16 protein-coding genes are annotated in these 16262 nt (G+C 64.3%); 8 read left to right on the top strand and 8 right to left on the bottom strand.

Going from position 1 to position 16262, the window contains the following annotated elements:
• The first annotated feature begins 179 nt into the window (after positions 1-179).
• Both AC4D2Q_RS03920 and AC4D2Q_RS03915 read left to right on the top strand, forming a co-directional pair.
• Positions 180-434: a hypothetical protein gene (locus tag AC4D2Q_RS03920; protein ID WP_490945107.1), complete on the top strand. Its 255-nt coding sequence runs from the start codon at positions 180-182 to the stop codon at positions 432-434.
• 147 nt (positions 435-581) lie between these two features.
• A complete protein-coding gene (locus AC4D2Q_RS03915; RefSeq protein ID WP_490945105.1) occupies positions 582-1340 on the top strand; it encodes an SDR family NAD(P)-dependent oxidoreductase in 759 nt (252 codons plus the stop codon).
• Here AC4D2Q_RS03915 and AC4D2Q_RS03910 read toward each other — a convergent pair.
• Positions 1337-1588 carry a hypothetical protein gene (locus AC4D2Q_RS03910; protein ID WP_490945103.1) on the bottom strand — a complete coding sequence of 84 codons (252 nt, stop codon included), beginning with the start codon at positions 1586-1588 and terminating at the stop codon, positions 1337-1339. The two genes, AC4D2Q_RS03915 and AC4D2Q_RS03910, sit on opposite strands and share 4 nt — an antisense overlap.
• A gap of 123 nt (positions 1589-1711) precedes the next feature.
• Here AC4D2Q_RS03910 and AC4D2Q_RS03905 point away from each other — a divergent pair, with 123 nt between their 5' ends.
• The gene (locus AC4D2Q_RS03905) at positions 1712-2041 is read left to right on the top strand and encodes a DUF6221 family protein (RefSeq protein WP_490926110.1); all 330 of its coding nucleotides are present in this window, start codon (positions 1712-1714) and stop codon (positions 2039-2041) included.
• A 40-nt stretch (positions 2042-2081) separates the two neighbouring features.
• Positions 2082-4241 carry a 4-alpha-glucanotransferase gene (malQ, locus tag AC4D2Q_RS03900; protein WP_490945100.1) on the top strand — a complete coding sequence of 720 codons (2160 nt, stop codon included), beginning with the start codon at positions 2082-2084 and terminating at the stop codon, positions 4239-4241.
• Here malQ and AC4D2Q_RS03895 read toward each other — a convergent pair.
• The 7 genes from AC4D2Q_RS03895 to AC4D2Q_RS03865 form a co-directional block, all read right to left on the bottom strand.
• Positions 4238-4570 (bottom strand): DUF6507 family protein, encoded by a 333-nt coding sequence (locus tag AC4D2Q_RS03895; protein WP_490945098.1) that lies wholly within the window; start codon positions 4568-4570, stop codon positions 4238-4240. The genes malQ and AC4D2Q_RS03895 overlap by 4 nt on opposite strands.
• 108 nt (positions 4571-4678) lie before the next feature.
• A complete protein-coding gene (locus AC4D2Q_RS03890) occupies positions 4679-5872 on the bottom strand; it encodes an ABC transporter permease (RefSeq protein ID WP_490945096.1) in 1194 nt (397 codons plus the stop codon).
• A complete protein-coding gene (locus AC4D2Q_RS03885; RefSeq protein WP_490945093.1) occupies positions 5869-6750 on the bottom strand; it encodes an ABC transporter ATP-binding protein in 882 nt (293 codons plus the stop codon). The genes AC4D2Q_RS03890 and AC4D2Q_RS03885 overlap by 4 nt, the downstream gene beginning before the upstream one ends.
• 111 nt (positions 6751-6861) lie before the next feature.
• Entirely contained in the window at positions 6862-7596 is a 735-nt protein-coding gene (locus AC4D2Q_RS03880; protein ID WP_490945091.1) for a response regulator, read from the bottom strand.
• 76 nt (positions 7597-7672) lie between these two features.
• A complete protein-coding gene (locus AC4D2Q_RS03875) occupies positions 7673-9049 on the bottom strand; it encodes a sensor histidine kinase (RefSeq protein ID WP_490945089.1) in 1377 nt (458 codons plus the stop codon).
• A 10-nt stretch (positions 9050-9059) separates the two neighbouring features.
• Positions 9060-9704: a hypothetical protein gene (locus tag AC4D2Q_RS03870; protein ID WP_490945086.1), complete on the bottom strand. Its 645-nt coding sequence runs from the start codon at positions 9702-9704 to the stop codon at positions 9060-9062.
• Positions 9705-11624, bottom strand: coding sequence for a hypothetical protein (locus AC4D2Q_RS03865; protein WP_490945084.1), 1920 nt, complete (start codon positions 11622-11624; stop codon positions 9705-9707).
• Between the two features lie 258 nt (positions 11625-11882).
• Between AC4D2Q_RS03865 and AC4D2Q_RS03860 the strand changes: the two genes are divergently transcribed.
• The 4 genes from AC4D2Q_RS03860 (at position 11883) to AC4D2Q_RS03845 (ending at position 16158) form a co-directional block, all read left to right on the top strand.
• The gene (locus tag AC4D2Q_RS03860) at positions 11883-13058 is read left to right on the top strand and encodes a M20 metallopeptidase family protein (RefSeq protein WP_490926119.1); all 1176 of its coding nucleotides are present in this window, start codon (positions 11883-11885) and stop codon (positions 13056-13058) included.
• Positions 13059-13067: 9 nt separating this feature from the next.
• Positions 13068-13538 (top strand): DoxX family protein, encoded by a 471-nt coding sequence (locus AC4D2Q_RS03855; RefSeq protein WP_490945082.1) that lies wholly within the window; start codon positions 13068-13070, stop codon positions 13536-13538.
• A 217-nt stretch (positions 13539-13755) separates the two neighbouring features.
• Positions 13756-14454 (top strand): DUF6308 family protein, encoded by a 699-nt coding sequence (locus AC4D2Q_RS03850; RefSeq protein ID WP_490945080.1) that lies wholly within the window; start codon positions 13756-13758, stop codon positions 14452-14454.
• A 330-nt stretch (positions 14455-14784) separates the two neighbouring features.
• The gene (locus AC4D2Q_RS03845; RefSeq protein WP_490945077.1) at positions 14785-16158 is read left to right on the top strand and encodes an HNH endonuclease; all 1374 of its coding nucleotides are present in this window, start codon (positions 14785-14787) and stop codon (positions 16156-16158) included.
• Positions 16159-16262: the final 104 nt, after the last annotated feature.

Raw genomic sequence — 16262 nt, 5'->3', positions numbered from 1 at the left:
TTTACGAGTAGGTGCACCCCGCGCCGATCTGCCGGATTGCTGCTGCACTTTTGCTGCACCGGCACTCCGCGGCGCCGCGTCACCACTTCTATCGCTGACACCATCCCCGTATCGCCCGGGTAGGCCAGCCATGATCAGCGCAGTTCCCGGCCGGTACCTGAAGAGTCCGGAGATTAACCATGGCATCACCCCAAAAGAACAGATCCGTATCATTGCCGGCAGTTGTGCCGGGAATGGCCCACCCCACTGTGCCGGCGGCGACGGGCAACCTTGCTCCCGCCGCGGCGGCCAAACTTGGCACGGAAAGCGCCGGCAAAACCGGTGCCGGTGCAGCCGGGACGGCCCTTCCCGGATGGCAGAGCATGGGCAAAGACCATAAGCCCACGCACAGCTTCGGCAAACAGGGCCGGAGGGAGAAAAAGGTCCGCTGGTAGCAGCGGATAAACCATCATTCCACTACGGCACAGGGGCCCGGGCAATAACCCGGGCCCCTGTGCACGCCAAGGTGCGCAGTGCCATGATGGACAGCCTCAGCTCCGGACACCCGCCGGAACCCCGCATCGGCAAGCCCGGGAGGCACCATGCTGCTCAACAACAAAAATGCTGTGATCTACGGCGGCGGCGGAGCCATTGGCGGAGCAGTCGCCCGTGCCTTTGCCGGGGAGGGCGCCCGCGTGTTTTTGGCCGGGCGACACCCGGAACCGCTGCAGGCGGTCGCCGAGGACATTGCCTCCAACGGCGGCCTGGCGGAAACAGCTGTGCTGGATGCCACCAACGGCCGGGCCGTGGATGAACACGCTGACGACGTCGCAATTTCGGCCGGGAGCCTGGACATCTCCGTGAACGTCATCCAGCACGGCGATGTGCAGGGCTCACCGATGGTGGACATGTACGTGGAGGATTACCTGCGGCCGGTGGCCACCGCTGTGCAGACCATGTTTCTGACCGCGCGGGCGGCGGCGCGTCACATGATGCAGCAGAGGTCGGGGGTGATCCTGGCTTTTGGCGGTTCCGGCAATCCGGAGCCGGGGCTCTATCTGGGCGGGCTCCTCACGGCTTTCGAAGCCATGGAAGCCATGCGGCGACAACTCTCGGTGGAATTGGGGCCGTACGGCATCAGAGTCGTGACGCTGCGCAGCGGCGGAGTTCCCGAATCCCTCCCGCCCGGAATGAACGGACGGGAGGACATCGCCAACAGCATTACAGACGCCACGCTGCTGCGCCGGGCGGCAACCCTGAAGGAGGTGGGAAACGCGGCAGCGTTTGCGGCCTCTGATCGGGCCGCCAGCATGACTGCCGCCACCTTGAACATCAGCGCCGGGGCCTTGATGGACCGCTAGCGGCCTGCGCCGCCCGGGATTTTCCAGATGCTGAAGTCCTCAACGCTGACTGCGGTGCGGGTTCCTTCATCATCTTCGCGGATCCAAATGGTGCCGAGCCCGGGAGCGGTGTCCCGAACCTCACCGCGGTAATAGACGTGCCCGCTGCTGCGCACTTCAACGTGATCGCCGCGGCGGATGGAGCGAATGTTTCGAACCCGCTTGGAACGGGTGGCCGGGGAATATTGCGGCGTGCTGACTGCTGGCACGGGACCTCTTTCTCTAGACTAGTTATGTCAACCAAGCAGCTGCGGAAAATATTCCCTCACCGGCATGGGCGTTTTCGCCTGCAGCCCTGACGCGCCCAGTTATGCGTCTGTACGATCGGGGACATGGATATCGTGGATTTCCTTCTGACGCGCTTTCAGGACGACGCCGGGGAGTCCCGAAAGCTCCTGACTACAAGGGGTGTTACCCCGTCCGACCGGTGGTACGAGGAACGGCTGCTGCGCGAGTGCGAGGCGAAGCTGATGCTGATCGAGATCATCGGCGGTGCCCGGCGCAATGCCCTGGCCCGCATGCTGCTTGATCCCGAGGGGCAAGGCAAACAGTTCGCGGATGAGTTGGAGTGGACAACATTGGCGCTGGCGTCCATGGCGGCTGCATACCAGGACCACCCTGATTATCAGGACAGCTGGCGCCTCACCGGCAAACGAAGCTAAGGCGGCTTAGTACCATTGGTCGGCTTAGTACCCTTAGAACATGACTGAACCGAATTCCACTGGCGTATCCGAGGGAAGCACCGCACTCCTGCACCGTCTTGCCGAACATCATCACGTGGCCACAACGTTCAACGGCTGGGATGGAACCCGGCGTGAGGTCTCCGACCAGACTCTCCGGAGGGTGCTGGCTGCCTTGGGTGAGGCTACTGAAACCGAGGAAGAGCTGGCTCAGGCCGTTGCGGATGCGCAGCTGAAGCCGTGGCGCCGGATTCTGCCCGGCGCCGTCGTTGTCCGGGAAGGCCGGAGTCGGCAGGTTCCCGTCCACCTTGCGGCAGGGGTCCGGGCAGAGGTCTGGATCGTCCTGGAAGACGGCAGTCGCCGAAACCTCGAATGGCCGGCTGCGCCGGGGGAAGAACTGGACATTGACGGCACTTTGACGGGCCGAACCCTGGTTGCCCTTCCCGCGGACCTGCCGCTGGGCTGGCACCGCCTTGAGGTTCAGGCGGGGAGCCGGCGGGCAGAGACCGTCCTGGTCATCACGCCGGAGCGGCTGACGACGACGGCGGCGCTCGCCCGCCGCCGCAAATGGGGCCTGATGGCGCAGCTTTATTCGGTCCGCTCCTCCCGGTCCTGGGGCATCGGAGACCTGGGCGATCTGGCAGATCTGGCTGCCCTCTCCGGCGCCGAACATGATGCAGGATTCCTCCTGATCAATCCGCTGCATGCCGCCGAGCCGGTGCCTCCGGTGGAGCCCTCGCCGTATCTGCCCACCACACGCCGGTTCTTCAACCCGCTCTACATCCGGGTGGAGGACATTCCCGAGTACGGCTATCTCTCCGCTGCGGACCGGGCCGGCGTGGAAGCTGCAGCGCAGTCCCTGGCAGCGGCCAACTCGTCCGCCGAGCAGTTGGACCGGGACGCCACCTACGCCGCCAAGCTCGCAGCCCTGGAACTGATTTTTTCCGTACCCCGGAGCATCTCCCGCCAGCAGCAGTTTGAGCGGTTCTGCGCGGTGGAAGGCAAGGGGTTGCAAGACTTCGCCCTGTGGTGCTCCATTTCCGAGCAGGTGCCGGCCTCAGACCCCCGGTGGCAGCAGATTGACGGCCCGGACAGCAGCTGGGTCCGGGAGCACCGGCAGGAGCTCGCAGAACGCGGACAGTTCCACCAGTGGCTGCAGTGGATCTGCGACCAGCAGCTGGAGAGCGCACAGGCCGCGGCCCGGAGCGCCGGGATGGAAATCGGCGTCGTTCACGACCTCGCGGTGGGTGTGCACCCGGCCGGCGCGGACGCCTGGATGCTGCGCGCGGTGCTTGCCCCCGGAGTCTCAGTGGGAGCGCCGCCGGACATGTTCAACCAGCAGGGCCAGGACTGGAGCCAGCCGCCGTGGCACCCGCAGGGCCTTGCCGATGCCGGGTACCTCCCGTACCGGGACATGCTGCGCACGGTCCTCCGCCATGCCGGCGGTGTCCGAGTGGACCACATCCTGGGCCTGTTCCGGCTGTGGTGGATCCCGGAAGGCTCAACTCCGGGCGAGGGTGCCTACGTGCACTTCGACCACGAAGCCCTGATCGGAATCCTGGTCCTGGAAGCCCAGCGTGCCGGCGCCGTCGTCATCGGTGAGGACCTGGGCGTGTTTGAGCCCTGGGTCCAGGAATACCTTGCCGAGCGCGGCGTGCTGGGCACCTCCATCCTGTGGTTCGAACACACTGATGACGGGCCCCGGCCCCCGGAGGATTACCGGCAGGGAGCACTGACCAGCGTCAACACCCATGACCTGCCGCCCACCGCGGGTTATCTGGCCGGGGAGCATGTTGACCTGCGCGAGTCACTCGGCCTGCTGAACCGCCCGGTGGAGGAGGAACGGGAGGCAGACGCCGCCGCCCAGGAAGCCGTTCTGGCCCTGGTGCGCAGCCGCGAACTGCTGCCCGAGGATGCAGACGGCCGCGCTCCGGAACAGGTGCAGCAGACGGTCGAGGCGCTCCATGCCTACATTCTGCAGACTCCGTCCGTGCTCATTGGAGTGGCTCTGGCTGACGCTGTGGGAGAGCGCCGCACCCAGAACCAGCCCGGCACCGGGGATGAATATCCGAACTGGCGTATTCCGCTCTGCGGACCGGACGGCTTGGCCATCCTGCTGGATGACCTGCCGTCCAATGAGCGGTTCAACTCTCTGACGGACCTGATGAAGGACGCAATTTAGGCGCGGGCCGTATAACCGGTGCCGGTTGCGGCGAGCGCACGCCCTGCGGTGTCCGTCATCTCGCCGTCGGCGGCAGCAAAGGCCCGGGCGGCGTCCGCCACGCTGTCGGCCCTGCGGAGCACCAGGCGGGAAACCTGCTTTCCCACATCTTCGCGGTGTTTCCAGAACCCGGTGAAGGCTTCCGACACCTCCGCTGCGGTCCCAAAGAGGGCCGCAGCGGTGCCGCCTGCCGTTTCCGCGGCGTTGGCCGCCTCGTTCAGTGCTGCGGCTTCCGCTGCGACTCTCATGAGCACTGCCTGCACGGCAGGCACATCTACGGTGTAATTCATCCTTTTCACTCCTCGGTCCCTGCCCGCCTTGGGCAGGGACCGCCACCCTAGGCAGAGAACGCGGGTTGCGGGGCCGTGTCCGCAGCGCTTGTGGAGAACTTCCTTTGGTTAGGACTCCAGCTTCATGGCCTTGCGCAGGGTCAGGGCACCGCCGCTTTGCATGACGGCCCGCCGGTAGATCTTCTCACCGAAGCGCAGCAGGGCGTACGCGGCGGCCAGGGCAACCGCCAGGGACAGGAGCGTCTCCCACAGCGGGACTTCCGAGCCCAGCATCCGGATGGGCATGGCCACTGAAGAAATCACCGGCACATAGGACGCAATGACCAAAAGCTGTCCCTTCGCGAACATGCCGGCAAACAGGGCAGCAATGATCACCGTCATTACCGGCGTGGAACTGTTGGTCAGATCCTCGCTGCGGCTGGCCATGGACCCGAGCATGGCCCAGGCAGAGGCGAGAATCAGGAAGCCGGCGAGGAAAAACACCAGGAACCAGCCGGAGGCGGGAATGATGCTTCCCACCAGATCGGCGGTGTCCGTGAGATTCAGGGCCAGCAGTGCAGCCCCTCCGTACAGGGCCAGCTGGATCATGGCGAGCAGGGTGTTGCCGGCCACCTTGCCGTAGAGCAGTTGCCGGACCGGAATGGCCGTGGCCAGAATCTCCACCACCCGGTTCTGTTTCTCTTCCAGGACGGAGTTGGCAATCGCCATGCCGAAAATGATGGACGCCATGTAGAACAGGAAGCTGAACACGAAGCCGACGACGGTGGCCAGCAGGGCGTTTTCTGCGTTTCCGTTCAGCAGAGCAGTCTGGAACTCGCTGCCTTCCAGCAGGGCCTCGGAGGTGGTGCCGGCTGCGGCGGCGTTGAACTCCAAGGCATAGTCGCGCAGGGCGTCGGCGATGCCCTGCTGCAGTTCGGTTGAAAGTTCTTCGTTGCCGGTCAGCGTCCAACCGTCGAAGGCCGCCAGGAGTGCGGCGTCGGCCTCCCCGGAACGGACCAGTTCCTGGGCCTGCTCGGCCGTGTCCGCGGAGATGGCCTCAAAACGTGTGTTGCCGCCGTCGGCCTGGCCTGCTTCATTGGCAGCATTCACGATTTCTTCGGCGGGATTTTCGAGGGCGGTGCTCTGCATGGCGGTCACCGCCACGGTGTAGTCGGTGGTGCGGCTGCTCATGTAGGCGTTGAACACCACGGCGCCGACGATCAGGACGAGGGTGACCACCGTGGAGATGAGGTAACCGCGGTCCCGAGCCTTCACCATGACTTCGCGAAGGGTGACAATGGCCCAGGCGGGCGTGGTGCTCATGCTGAAACCTCCCGGTAGATGTCGCTGAGGGTGGGCCGCAGCGGAGTGAATTCTTCCACGGTGCCGCGGGCCAGGGCCGCGGCGAGGACGTGCTGGGCGGCGGCGCCGCCGTCGAACTCCAGCAGCGCTGTGGGACCGGCGACGTCGATAACCCGCAGCCCCGGCTCATCCCGGAGCCAGCCGGCGTCCGGCGAAACAGTGAGGCGGTGCCTGCGGGGAGCGTTGGCGCGGAGCTCGTCGCTGGATCCTGCCGCCATGACCTGTCCGGCCTTGAGTACCACCAGGTTGTCGCAGAGGCGGTCCACCAAATCCAGCTGATGGCTGGAGAACAACACCGGCACTCCCTCACTGGTGCGTTCGCGCAGCAGTTCCACCATGGAATCCACGGCTGCCGGATCGAGTCCCGAGAACGGCTCGTCCAGGATCAGGACGCTGGGGCGGTGCAGCAGCGATGCGGCAATCTGCACGCGCTGCTGGTTGCCCAGGGAGAGGGACTCCAGCTTGTCCTTGGCCCGGTCCGCCAGGGTGAAGCGTTCCAGCAAATCCATGGCCTCGCGGCGGGCATCGCCCTGGCTCATCCGGTGCAGCTGGCCCAGATAGATCAGCTGGTCGATGATGGGCTGCTTGGGATAGAGGCCGCGTTCCTCCGGCATGTACCCGAAGCGGGAGCGGTCCGCGGCGGTGACGGGGGAGCCGCCCAGCAGCACCTGTCCTTCAGTGGCGGTCAAGACGCCCATGATCATGCGCATGGTGGTGGTCTTGCCGGCGCCGTTGCCGCCCACAAACCCGGTCATCTGCCCGGCCGGGACATCGAAGGTGACATTGTCCACCGCCGTTTTGTCCCCGAACTTTCGGGTCAGGTTGGAAACCTGCAGCATACTGGCTGCTCCTTTCCCGGCAGGGCCGGGTATGTGAGGCGGATCTTCTCCTTTCACCCTAGCTGCGGCGGGAGAACCGCGGATCGGCCGTGCGGGTGAACCCGTGCTGCATCAAGGGCAGCTGCGGGTGCCGGAATCCTGGGGGTTCTCCCCCGGAAGGATGAGGCCGCTCTCATAGGCGAACACCACGGCCTGCACCCGGTCACGGACCTGGATCTTGGCAAGCAGATTGGAAATATGCGTCTTCACCGTGGCTTCGGCCAGGAACAGTTCCCGGGCAATCTCGGCGTTGCTCCGGCCGGCGGCGATCTGGCTGAGGACCTCGCGCTCGCGGGCGGTCAAGGTGCCGAGGAGGTTCTGCTGGGCCGGGGCCGGGGCAGGAACGCGCGCTGCTCCGGCCCCCTCCGCGGACTCGGCGTCGAGGGAGCGAGCGAAGCGCTCGATAACGCGGATGGTGACTTCCGGTGCCAGCAGGGCGTGGCCGGAGGCAACCGCGTGCACAGCCGCAACGAGGTCATCGGGGTCGGCATTCTTCAGCAGGAAGCCGCTCGCGCCGGCCCGGATCGCGTCAAAGAGATAGTCGTCGCGTTCAAAAGTGGTGACGATGATGACCTTGGCGGTGCCGGCCCGCACGACCTGAGCTGTTGCCCCAATCCCGTCCAGCACCGGCATTTGAACGTCCATCAGGATGACGTCCACGGGATGTGCGGCGGCGAACTCCACAGCTTCGGCGCCGTTGGCCACCTGGCCGACCACCTCGATCTCTTCCTCGACGGAGAGCATCATGGCAAAGCCTGCCCGCACCAGGGACTGGTCATCGGCGAGCAGCACGCGAATCGGTTTCATTGCATCCTTCATATCGGCAGCCCGTTGCCGCCCCCGGCGTCGAGCTTATCGGGAACCGCTCGGCCCGCTCCAAGCCTCAGCGCTGCGTGAAGCGCACGCGCACCCGCCAGCCGCCTCCGGAACGGGGTCCGATCTCCGCTGTTCCCCCGTGCAGGGCCGCCCGTTCCCGGATTCCCCGCAGCCCGAATCCGGACCCGGGACGCCCGCTCGGCCGGGGAGCGCCGTCGTCCACTGTTTCCACTTCAACCCAGCGAACCCCGTCGGTGTGCCCGGTGCGCAGTGCGACGACGGCGGACGCGGCCGTGGAGTGCCGGCGCGTGTTGGCGAGGGATTCCTGAACGGTGCGGTAGATGGACAGGGCCAGTGGATCGGGGACGGTGCCAAGTGCACCCGGAACATCCTCAACCCGGGTGAAGGACACCCGCAAACCGTTTGCCTGATGTTCTGCCACCAGCTCGTCCAGCTCCGCCAAACCCGGTTCGGGCCTGCGCTGGGTTCCGGCAGGCGCCGCCTCGTCGCCTGCACGCAGCACGCCGAGCAGTGAGCGCATTTCCTCCACCGCCTCCCGGCTGGAGTCTTCTATGGTCTGCAGGGCTCCGGCCGCGGTTTCGGGTTTTTTCTCCATCACGCGCCGGGCGGCTCCCGCATGGACTCCGATCACGGCGATGTGGTGCGCAACGACGTCGTGCAGTTCCCGGGCTATCCGGAGCCGCTCATTCACCACTGCCTGGTGGGCAAGGTCCTCGGACTGGCGGCGGAGTTTCTCGGCCTGGGCCGCGAGCTGTTCACGCTGGTGCGCACTGCGCCAGGAGGTCAGGCCAAAGAGGATAGCACCGCCGAAGTACGCGGCATTGACCAGAAAACTGTAGAGGGCGTAGGAAACCATCGGAGGCAAAAGGCCGCGGTGCGTGTCATCTTCTTGCTGGAACATTTCAATGATGGAGTCGTAGGCGTTGGAAACGGTGAAGGAAAGGATCAGCCACAGCGCCATCGCTGCGATCACCGCCGCCAGCGCAAGGCGCAGCAGCCGGCGGTCCCGTGCCCAGGCCACTCCCGTATAGATTGAGGCGAAATACGCGGCCTGGAAGGTGAGCTGGCTGGCAAGAATCGGCATGTACACGGCCAGGCAAAGGAAAAGCGCGGAGGACACAAGCAGCACCGTGACGGGATAGCGCCGTCGAACGGCCAGCGGCGCAACCATAAGTGCCATCACCAGATGCTGCAGCCACAGCGGCCTGTCCTCCCCGCCCATGGCGCCGAAACCGCGGCTGATTTCCAGCGTGAGCGCAGCGATAAGGAGCACGACGGCGGTGCCCAGTACGTCGCGCCGCAGCTGTTCGCGGGTGGGCGCGGGACGTTCCCAGTCGTCGTCGTTCTTCTTCCGCAGCCGGTCCCGAATCCAGCCGGTGCTTTGGGCCGGGGCTGCCTCGGCCATGGTGGCGCTCTCAATCATGGAAGCCAGTCTAGGGGCGGTCCCGTTGTGCCTTCTCCGCGGCGTAGTCGTAGTACGAACTGTGCAGGCCATAACCGGGGTCCAGTCTTGAGCGGATCATCTGGTGGTCTTCGGGGTTTTCTGTGCAGGAGCCGGTGATCAGTACTTCCAGGACCCGGCTCCCGTTGAGTTCAGCGTGGTCGTAGCGGGCGGTGAGCTCCAGGTCGCCGTGGTGGTAGAGCATGACCTGGACGTCGCCGTTGGTATCCGGGGGATTGCTCCACTCGTTGTCGTGGATCCACTGCTTTGCTTCGAGATGGCTTTTCCACGCGTCCATGGTTGCCCGGGCAGTCCCATGATCCGGAGAGCTGCCCGTCATCCACGCCAGGGGGCGGGTTTCGGTGTTCCAGTTGTCATCCTCAATGGGGTCAAGGCAGGACACTTCCCGAAACTCCCGGACGGCAAGCGGGGAATCGCCGCCGCCCAGGGCCAGCAGTTCGGGCAGGATCACTTCCATCTCCGGCAGCAGCTCAGCGGCGGGGCGGGCATCAGCGCTGGGGCGGGGTTCAGCGGCGGGCCCCATCCCGGTGTTTGAGATCAAGGAGCAGCCTCCGATTCCGGGAACTAACAGTGCCGCCGCTGCGCAGTGCAGCAGCACGGGAGTTTTCTTCTGCATTTATCGCTCCGTACTTTCCACGGGCACCGACGGCATTTTGTGGCCCGCATATTCCTGCGGCGAGGTCTGCAGCGGACTGTACGACCACACGCCTCCCTCGTCTATGTAGGTTTCATCGGGAATGTACAGGTAGACGCTTTTGCCCTGCACCACCGCTTTCATGTTGTGGACGGACGTCGAGTCGGGCGAAAAATACTGGTCGTGGCCCGAGACCAGCGGACCGCCCCGGTCATGGTTGATGAATCCGGATTCAAGCCGGGTGACGCCCATCTGTTCAGGATCTCCACCCTGCGAGATGCCGCCGAGGAACTGTGCAGCCAAGATGGGATCGTCCCGGGCCTGGATCCAGTACCGGTTCGCGTCCATGTTTTGGGTGTCCTCCACGCTGTTCACGTTGTTTCCCGCACCCGAAGGAGCGAGATAAATGATGTTGGTGGAGTTCAGCCCTTCACGTTCAGCTGTCCCCACAAGCGCTGCGCCGGCGCTGTACCCGATGTACGTGCTCCTTGTTCCGGGCGGCAGCTCCAGATCCAGGGCGGCGTCGAAGCCCGCGAGCAGCGGCCCTCCCGTTTCGTTGTATCTGCTGGAAGCGTTGTCCTGAATCCTGTTGGGAAAATCAGTTCCCTGCCAATAAAAGGAGAGGCTGTCGGCGCTCCTTTCCCCGGCGACCCTGTCCAACCGGGCGGAATACTCATCCACGTTCGACAGATTGCTGGTGGTCCCCGGAACCAGGACGGTGCTGGATTCGGTGCCGGCCGAGGGTGTCCCGTTCATGGTGACGATTCGGCCGTCCCCTTCCAGACTCACCATCACCACCTGGCGTTCATTCTCAACGGCGTTGTCCAGCCCCGTTTTCTTGCTGTCCAGTTCGGCCCACACAGCGTGCAACGTTGCGTAGAGTGCCTGTTCGCCGGGGTTCTGTGCGAATCTTTCCGGCCGGGGTTCTCCTCCCATGGCGGCCATTTGCCGGGTCACGAGCTCCCGCTGGCCGGCAACCGTGACGATGTTGGCCAGGGCGCGCTGGGCCATCGGGATGCCGTTCATGTTTCCGAACTCGCCCGGATACAGGAGAAGCAGCCGTTTTTGTTCGCGGGCCGTGAGGTTCAGCCAGGTTTTCCGAATCAATGCAATCCCTTCCGGAGCCAGGACAGCAGCCAGAGTGCCCCGCGGGCGCCGGTAACCGCCGCTGCTGATGTTGCCGAAGGTGCGTTCGGGGTCCCGGCCATGGTGGGGCATCTTATTTTCCGCGAGCATCAGTGCAGCATCCGGATGGGCCGCCGCCCACTTCCGGAGTTCATCTGCGCTGAGATCCATGATGGAGTTCACCACTGATTCGGGGTCCATGGTTCCGAAGTTCTCCAGGGAGCCGATTGGATGCATCCGGTTCACCGGGGAAGGCGCGGGACTGTCCACTGCAGCGGTTCCGGGGAGACCCTCTCCGGTTCCGCCTGAAATGCGTGCCAGATCTGCCGCGGTTTCTGCCACCAGGACAGTCCACTTGTCCCGCAGGATTCGGGCCCGCTCGTTGAAGAGGGATATGACCCGGTCCGATGCGTACCGGTCCTCGGAAGGCCAGTTCTCCGCGGCAACGGTTCTCAGGAGCCCGGAGCGTTCTGCCGCCAACTCTTGTGCGTCCCGCTGCAGAGGCTTTCCCGACTCGGCGAAGTCCTGCAGCACGGTGCAGGCTGCGGAAAGCGCCACTGCCCAATTCACCAGGGGATCCCGCAGTTCCTTCAGCGCGGCGTAAATCCTCCCTTGGGTGGAGGATTCGCTGTAAACCTGCTGCAGTCTATCCCAAGCTGAGGACGCAGCATCGAACATGCCGACTGTCGACGAGGCGCGAGCCTGCATATCTTCCACGGCGGCCGTCAGGTCCGCCCAGGGAACATCAATAACAGGGATGCCTTCGAGGGAGGCCATTGATCTACACCTTCACCTTGCTGCCGTTCATCAATCCACTCCTCAGGGGCACACCCTAGGGCGAACTCTTTCTTCTTTGGCAGCGTATTTGGGTGGTTGTGGAAAACTTCCGCCGGCCATTTCGGCATCAGGTTGCCCGCCGGCGCCGCTCATGAGAGCTGCTGCGGCTGTGCTGGCGGGCAAGGGATGATTTACTGCCTAGTAGCTCAGATGCCGAAAAGGCAATCCTGCAACGGCGCGGACGACGGGACCATAAGCATGTTTGTTGAAGAAGCAAAGGCAATCCTTCCGGAACTGGTGGCACTCCGGCGCGACCTGCACCGGGATCCGGAAATCGGGCTTGATCTTCCCCGGACGCAGGAACGCATCCTCCAGGCCCTTGAGGGGCTGGATCTGGAGATCACCCTGGGACTGAAGGCGTCGTCGGTGGTTGCCGTGCTGCGGGGAGCCGAGCCCGGACCGGCGGTGCTGCTGCGAGGGGACATGGATGCGCTCCCGGTGACGGAGCTGACGGACCTGGAGTACGCGTCAGCCAACGGAAACATGCATGCCTGCGGTCACGACCTGCACGTGGCCGGTCTGGTGGGCGCCGCAAAACTGCTCTGCGCGCAGCAGCAGGATTTGGCCGGCAGCGTCATCTTCATGTTCCAGCCGGGCGAAGAGGGACACAACGGAGCCAGCCTCATGATTGATGAGGGAGTGCTCGACGCCGCGGGGGAGCGTCCGGTGGCGGCCTACGGTATCCACGTCCGCCCCGGACCGCTGGGAGTGTTCCGCACGAAGCCGGGCACGCTGATGGCCGGAGCCAACGAGCTGCGCATTACCGTCAAGGGCTCCGGCGGCCACAGCTCGCAGCCGCAGACCGCCGTCGACCCCGTTCCTGCCCTGACCGAGATTGCCTCTGCGCTGCAGACCATGTCCACCCGTCGCTTCTCCGTCTTTGATCCGATTGTCCTGACCGTCACCCAGCTGGAGGCCGGCGAGGCGATCAACGTCATTCCCGATACGGCCAAGCTTGGGGCATCCGTGCGCACCCTGTCGGAGGAGTCCCTGGACCGCGTCATCATGGAATCGAAGGCGCTGGCGGAAGGTATTGCGGCGGCCCACGGCTGCAGCGCCGACGTCGACTTCACTGTCCGCTATCCCGTTACCCGCAATGATGCGGGCCGCACCGCAGAGGCCATGGCTGATCTGCGCGGAGTTTTCGGCGAGGACCGCGTGTTGGAATCACGGGACCCGCTGATGGGATCGGAGGATTTCTCCCTGGTTCTGGATGAGATCCCCGGGACCTTCCTGTTCCTGGGGGCCACGCCGCCGTCGGTGGATCCCGCCGCAGTGGCCTGGAACCACTCGGCGCGTGTGCTCTTTGATGATTCGGTGCTGGGAGACCAGGCCGCCGCGCTTGCACAGCTGGCTTACAACCGGCTGACATAGGCTGGGCGCATGACTTCGGTTCCCACGTCCTTTGCCTCACGCCTCGCCGCTCTGGCAACCCGCCCTGCACCGCCGACCTCCAAGCCCCGGCGCATCGGTGCCGTTGCTCTGGGAGCGTTCCTCGCTTTTGCCGGAACCTCGCATCTGACCTTCGCCAGGTCTGAGTTTCAGGCCCAGGTTCCGGAGTGGGTTCCTGTGGGGGAGGACGCCGTCGTACTGATTTCCGGCGTTGTGGAAATCAGCCTTGGCGCTGCGCTGATCCTGCTCCGCAAGCGGAGGGTTCCTGTGGGACTTGCGGCTGCGGCGTTCTTCATCGGGATCTTCCCCGGCAACATTTCCCAGTACGTGACGCACACCGACGCTTTCGGGCTGGATTCGGACGGCAAACGGTTGGGCCGGCTGTTCTTCCAGCCGCTGCTGGTCATTTGGGCACTGTGGGCCACCGGAGCATGGAAGGCTCTGCGGGCTGGGATGAAATAGGGGTAGCGGCGGCATTTCCCTCCGGTTTGGGAATTTCCGGCCACTTTGGGAAAATTCGGACGGTTTAAAGCGGCCGGAATTTCCCACAACGTGCGATTTTTCCCAAAGCGGAGGGATTTTCGAGCACGTCCCTTCCGGTAAACGAGCTGGATGAATCTGTACTATCAAGGCCACGGGGTGTAATCGCGCCCTTCTCACCGACCGAGAGGCGCTGAACGTGCAGTTTCCGGAAATTCTCCATGATGACCAGACCGACAATGCGGTCCTGCTGCTCAGGAATTACTACACCAAACCGCAACCGGGTAAGAAGCGATTGCGGAGCGGTGCCCGTTTCGACGACTGGGCCGGTGGTGGCGACGCGCCTGATGTGGCCAACATCCTCACCGCAGATGATTTTTTCGCCGCGTCATTCCTTTCGGTCCGTTTTTCTCCCAAGGCTGTTATGGGGATCCTGGAGCAGCGCCGCGAAGATGTAACCGCGTTGCTGGAGCAGATTCCGTTGGACCTCGATTTGGCAGACGTTACACATGAGAATTTCAAGAGCGTGCTGGGAGAAGAAAGCCCTGCCTGGCAGCTGTGGGACCTCTTGAGAGGCAAGGATGTTTCTGACAGCTGGGGCATCGGTGCGACCAAGGCCAGCAAACTGATGGCTCGGAAACGCCCGCGGCTCATCCCGATCTGGGATTCAGTCGTGCGCAAGGAGACGGGTCTTAAGGATTCGGGGACTCAGTGGAGCGACTGGCATGAGGTCCTGACGCAGAATAACAGTGCCCTTGTCCGCCATCTGGAGGACATCCAGCGGAGGGCGGAACTGCCGCACGCCATCTCAGCGCTTCGAACCATGGACGTGGTCCTCTGGATGCATGGGACTGGCGGTGTGCCGCAGCCACCCACAGGTGAAGACGAAGCCGCCTAAGCCTCCGGAACAAGGGCTGTGGTGGCCGGGTGTCGGTGCGCTTTGGGCTGCCCGTACCCGGCCGCCGGGGATGGGGTTCAGGAACTATTTACTCTAAGTAATTAGCCCCGAAACTCCGGTAAACCAATATCGGATGAGCCGTCAAAAGCCTGTATAAATACGGTTTTTGCCGATAAAATGGAACACATGTACGAGGCAACGCCCGACGGTGGAATGCGAATTAACACACGATTCAGCAAGGGTGCTGAACCGTCTAATTTAGTGTTGAGTCCTGATCCCGCCCTCATGAAGTGCCTAGCGGAAACCTTGGCTGAATATGTCGGTTCGCCCTTGCCGGAATTACCCGCCATCGCCGATGAACGAATACTGGCCGGCCTCATTGATCAAATCCGGACGTTGGAAGAACTCAAAGCTGCGGCGTCGGCTGCCCAAGCCAGGGCTGCGGCTGTGTTTGATGCCATGACCCGCCGTGCCCAGGCAGCTGCTGGCGTTCGACCGGAGCATCTGGGCAAGGGTGTCGGAGCACAGATTGGCTTTGCCCGGCGGGAGTCGCCCCACCGAGGGACGCGGTTGCTGGGGCTGGCCCGAATCCTGACACAGGAAATGCCGCACACTCTGCACGCCCTGACCCTGGGGGTCATCAGCGAATGGCGGGCCGCTCTGCTGGTCCGGGAGACGGCCTGCCTGGCGTTGGAAGACCGGCAGCGGGTGGACCAGCAGGTGGCCGGAAACCTTACCGAACTGGAGCGGCTCGGGGACCGGCAGCTGCTGGCACGGATCAAGACGCTGTCCTATGCGCTGGATCCGCAGTCTGTGGTGAACCGGGCCGCCAAAGCTGTGGCGGAGCGGTTTGTGTCCTGCCGTCCGGCGCCGGACACCATGACTTATGTGACCGCACTGCTGCCGGTGGCCCAAGGCGTGGGGATCTATGCGGCTTTGACCCGGGAAGCCGACCGGCTGCGCGCCACGGGAGATCCCCGGACCAGAGGCCAGATCATGGCGGACACCCTCGTTGAACGCACCACAGGACAAACCCGGGCTGAGGACGTACGGATTGACGTGCAGCTCATCATGACGGACCGGACGCTCCTTGAAGGATCGTCGGAACCAGCGGTACTGCCCGGCTACGGGATGATTCCGGGGCAGGTTGCCCGGAACCTGATCCGTAATACGGCTGGACCCGCGGGCACCGGCTGCGGCGTCCCTGCGGACGGTGCAGGCGCGGACACCCTGGCGCCGAACCGAACCGCCCAGACGTGGCTGCGGAGGCTGTACACGGCACCGTCCACGGGTCAGCTGGTGGCGATGGACTCCAGAGCCCGGCTCGTTCCGGAAGGAATGGCCCGTTTCATAGCAGCCCGGGACCAGCTCTGCCGGATGCCGTGGTGCGGTGCGCCGATCCGGAACTTCGATCACGTTAGGCCGTTCCATGAGGGAGGCCCCACCCGCACCGAGAACCTGCAGGGGCTCTGCGAAGCCTGCAACCAAACCAAGGAAGCCCCCGGCTGGAGCTCCGCCGTCAGCACCGTGGAAGCGGGGAGCGCGCAGGTCCCGGCAATCCGCCACACAGTCACAACCCGAACGCCTACCGGCCACCTCTACCGTTCCACTGCACCGCCCCTGCCGGGGACAGTCCGTGCCGTCCGGAAGACGACAGCCCGGAAACCGCTGATTGTTGCTCATTCGCGCTCCTGCCCGAGCTGAACAAGCCTTCAGCCAACCAAAGATCGGGCGGTCGGAAGCCCCGCAGTGTCATGAATTTAGTGGTCCGCATCACTGGCCGGTACGTTTTAGGTCCGCATTGAACC

It is taken from the genome of Arthrobacter sp. TJ-178 (assembly GCF_058269275.1).
This window is presented reverse-complemented; position numbering and strand designations above follow the sequence as displayed.

Coding starts and splice junctions, on each gene's coding strand:
- AC4D2Q_RS03920 (WP_490945107.1), top strand. CDS start 180: ATGGCATCACCCCAAAAGAACAGATCCGTATCATTGCCGGCAGTTGTG.
- AC4D2Q_RS03915 (WP_490945105.1), top strand. CDS start 582: ATGCTGCTCAACAACAAAAATGCTGTGATCTACGGCGGCGGCGGAGCC.
- AC4D2Q_RS03905 (WP_490926110.1), top strand. CDS start 1,712: ATGGATATCGTGGATTTCCTTCTGACGCGCTTTCAGGACGACGCCGGG.
- malQ (WP_490945100.1), top strand. CDS start 2,082: ATGACTGAACCGAATTCCACTGGCGTATCCGAGGGAAGCACCGCACTC.
- AC4D2Q_RS03895 (WP_490945098.1), bottom strand. CDS start 4,570: ATGAATTACACCGTAGATGTGCCTGCCGTGCAGGCAGTGCTCATGAGA.
- AC4D2Q_RS03890 (WP_490945096.1), bottom strand. CDS start 5,872: ATGAGCACCACGCCCGCCTGGGCCATTGTCACCCTTCGCGAAGTCATG.
- AC4D2Q_RS03885 (WP_490945093.1), bottom strand. CDS start 6,750: ATGCTGCAGGTTTCCAACCTGACCCGAAAGTTCGGGGACAAAACGGCG.
- AC4D2Q_RS03880 (WP_490945091.1), bottom strand. CDS start 7,596: ATGAAACCGATTCGCGTGCTGCTCGCCGATGACCAGTCCCTGGTGCGG.
- AC4D2Q_RS03875 (WP_490945089.1), bottom strand. CDS start 9,049: ATGATTGAGAGCGCCACCATGGCCGAGGCAGCCCCGGCCCAAAGCACC.
- AC4D2Q_RS03870 (WP_490945086.1), bottom strand. CDS start 9,704: ATGCAGAAGAAAACTCCCGTGCTGCTGCACTGCGCAGCGGCGGCACTG.
- AC4D2Q_RS03865 (WP_490945084.1), bottom strand. CDS start 11,624: ATGGCCTCCCTCGAAGGCATCCCTGTTATTGATGTTCCCTGGGCGGAC.
- AC4D2Q_RS03860 (WP_490926119.1), top strand. CDS start 11,883: ATGTTTGTTGAAGAAGCAAAGGCAATCCTTCCGGAACTGGTGGCACTC.
- AC4D2Q_RS03855 (WP_490945082.1), top strand. CDS start 13,068: ATGACTTCGGTTCCCACGTCCTTTGCCTCACGCCTCGCCGCTCTGGCA.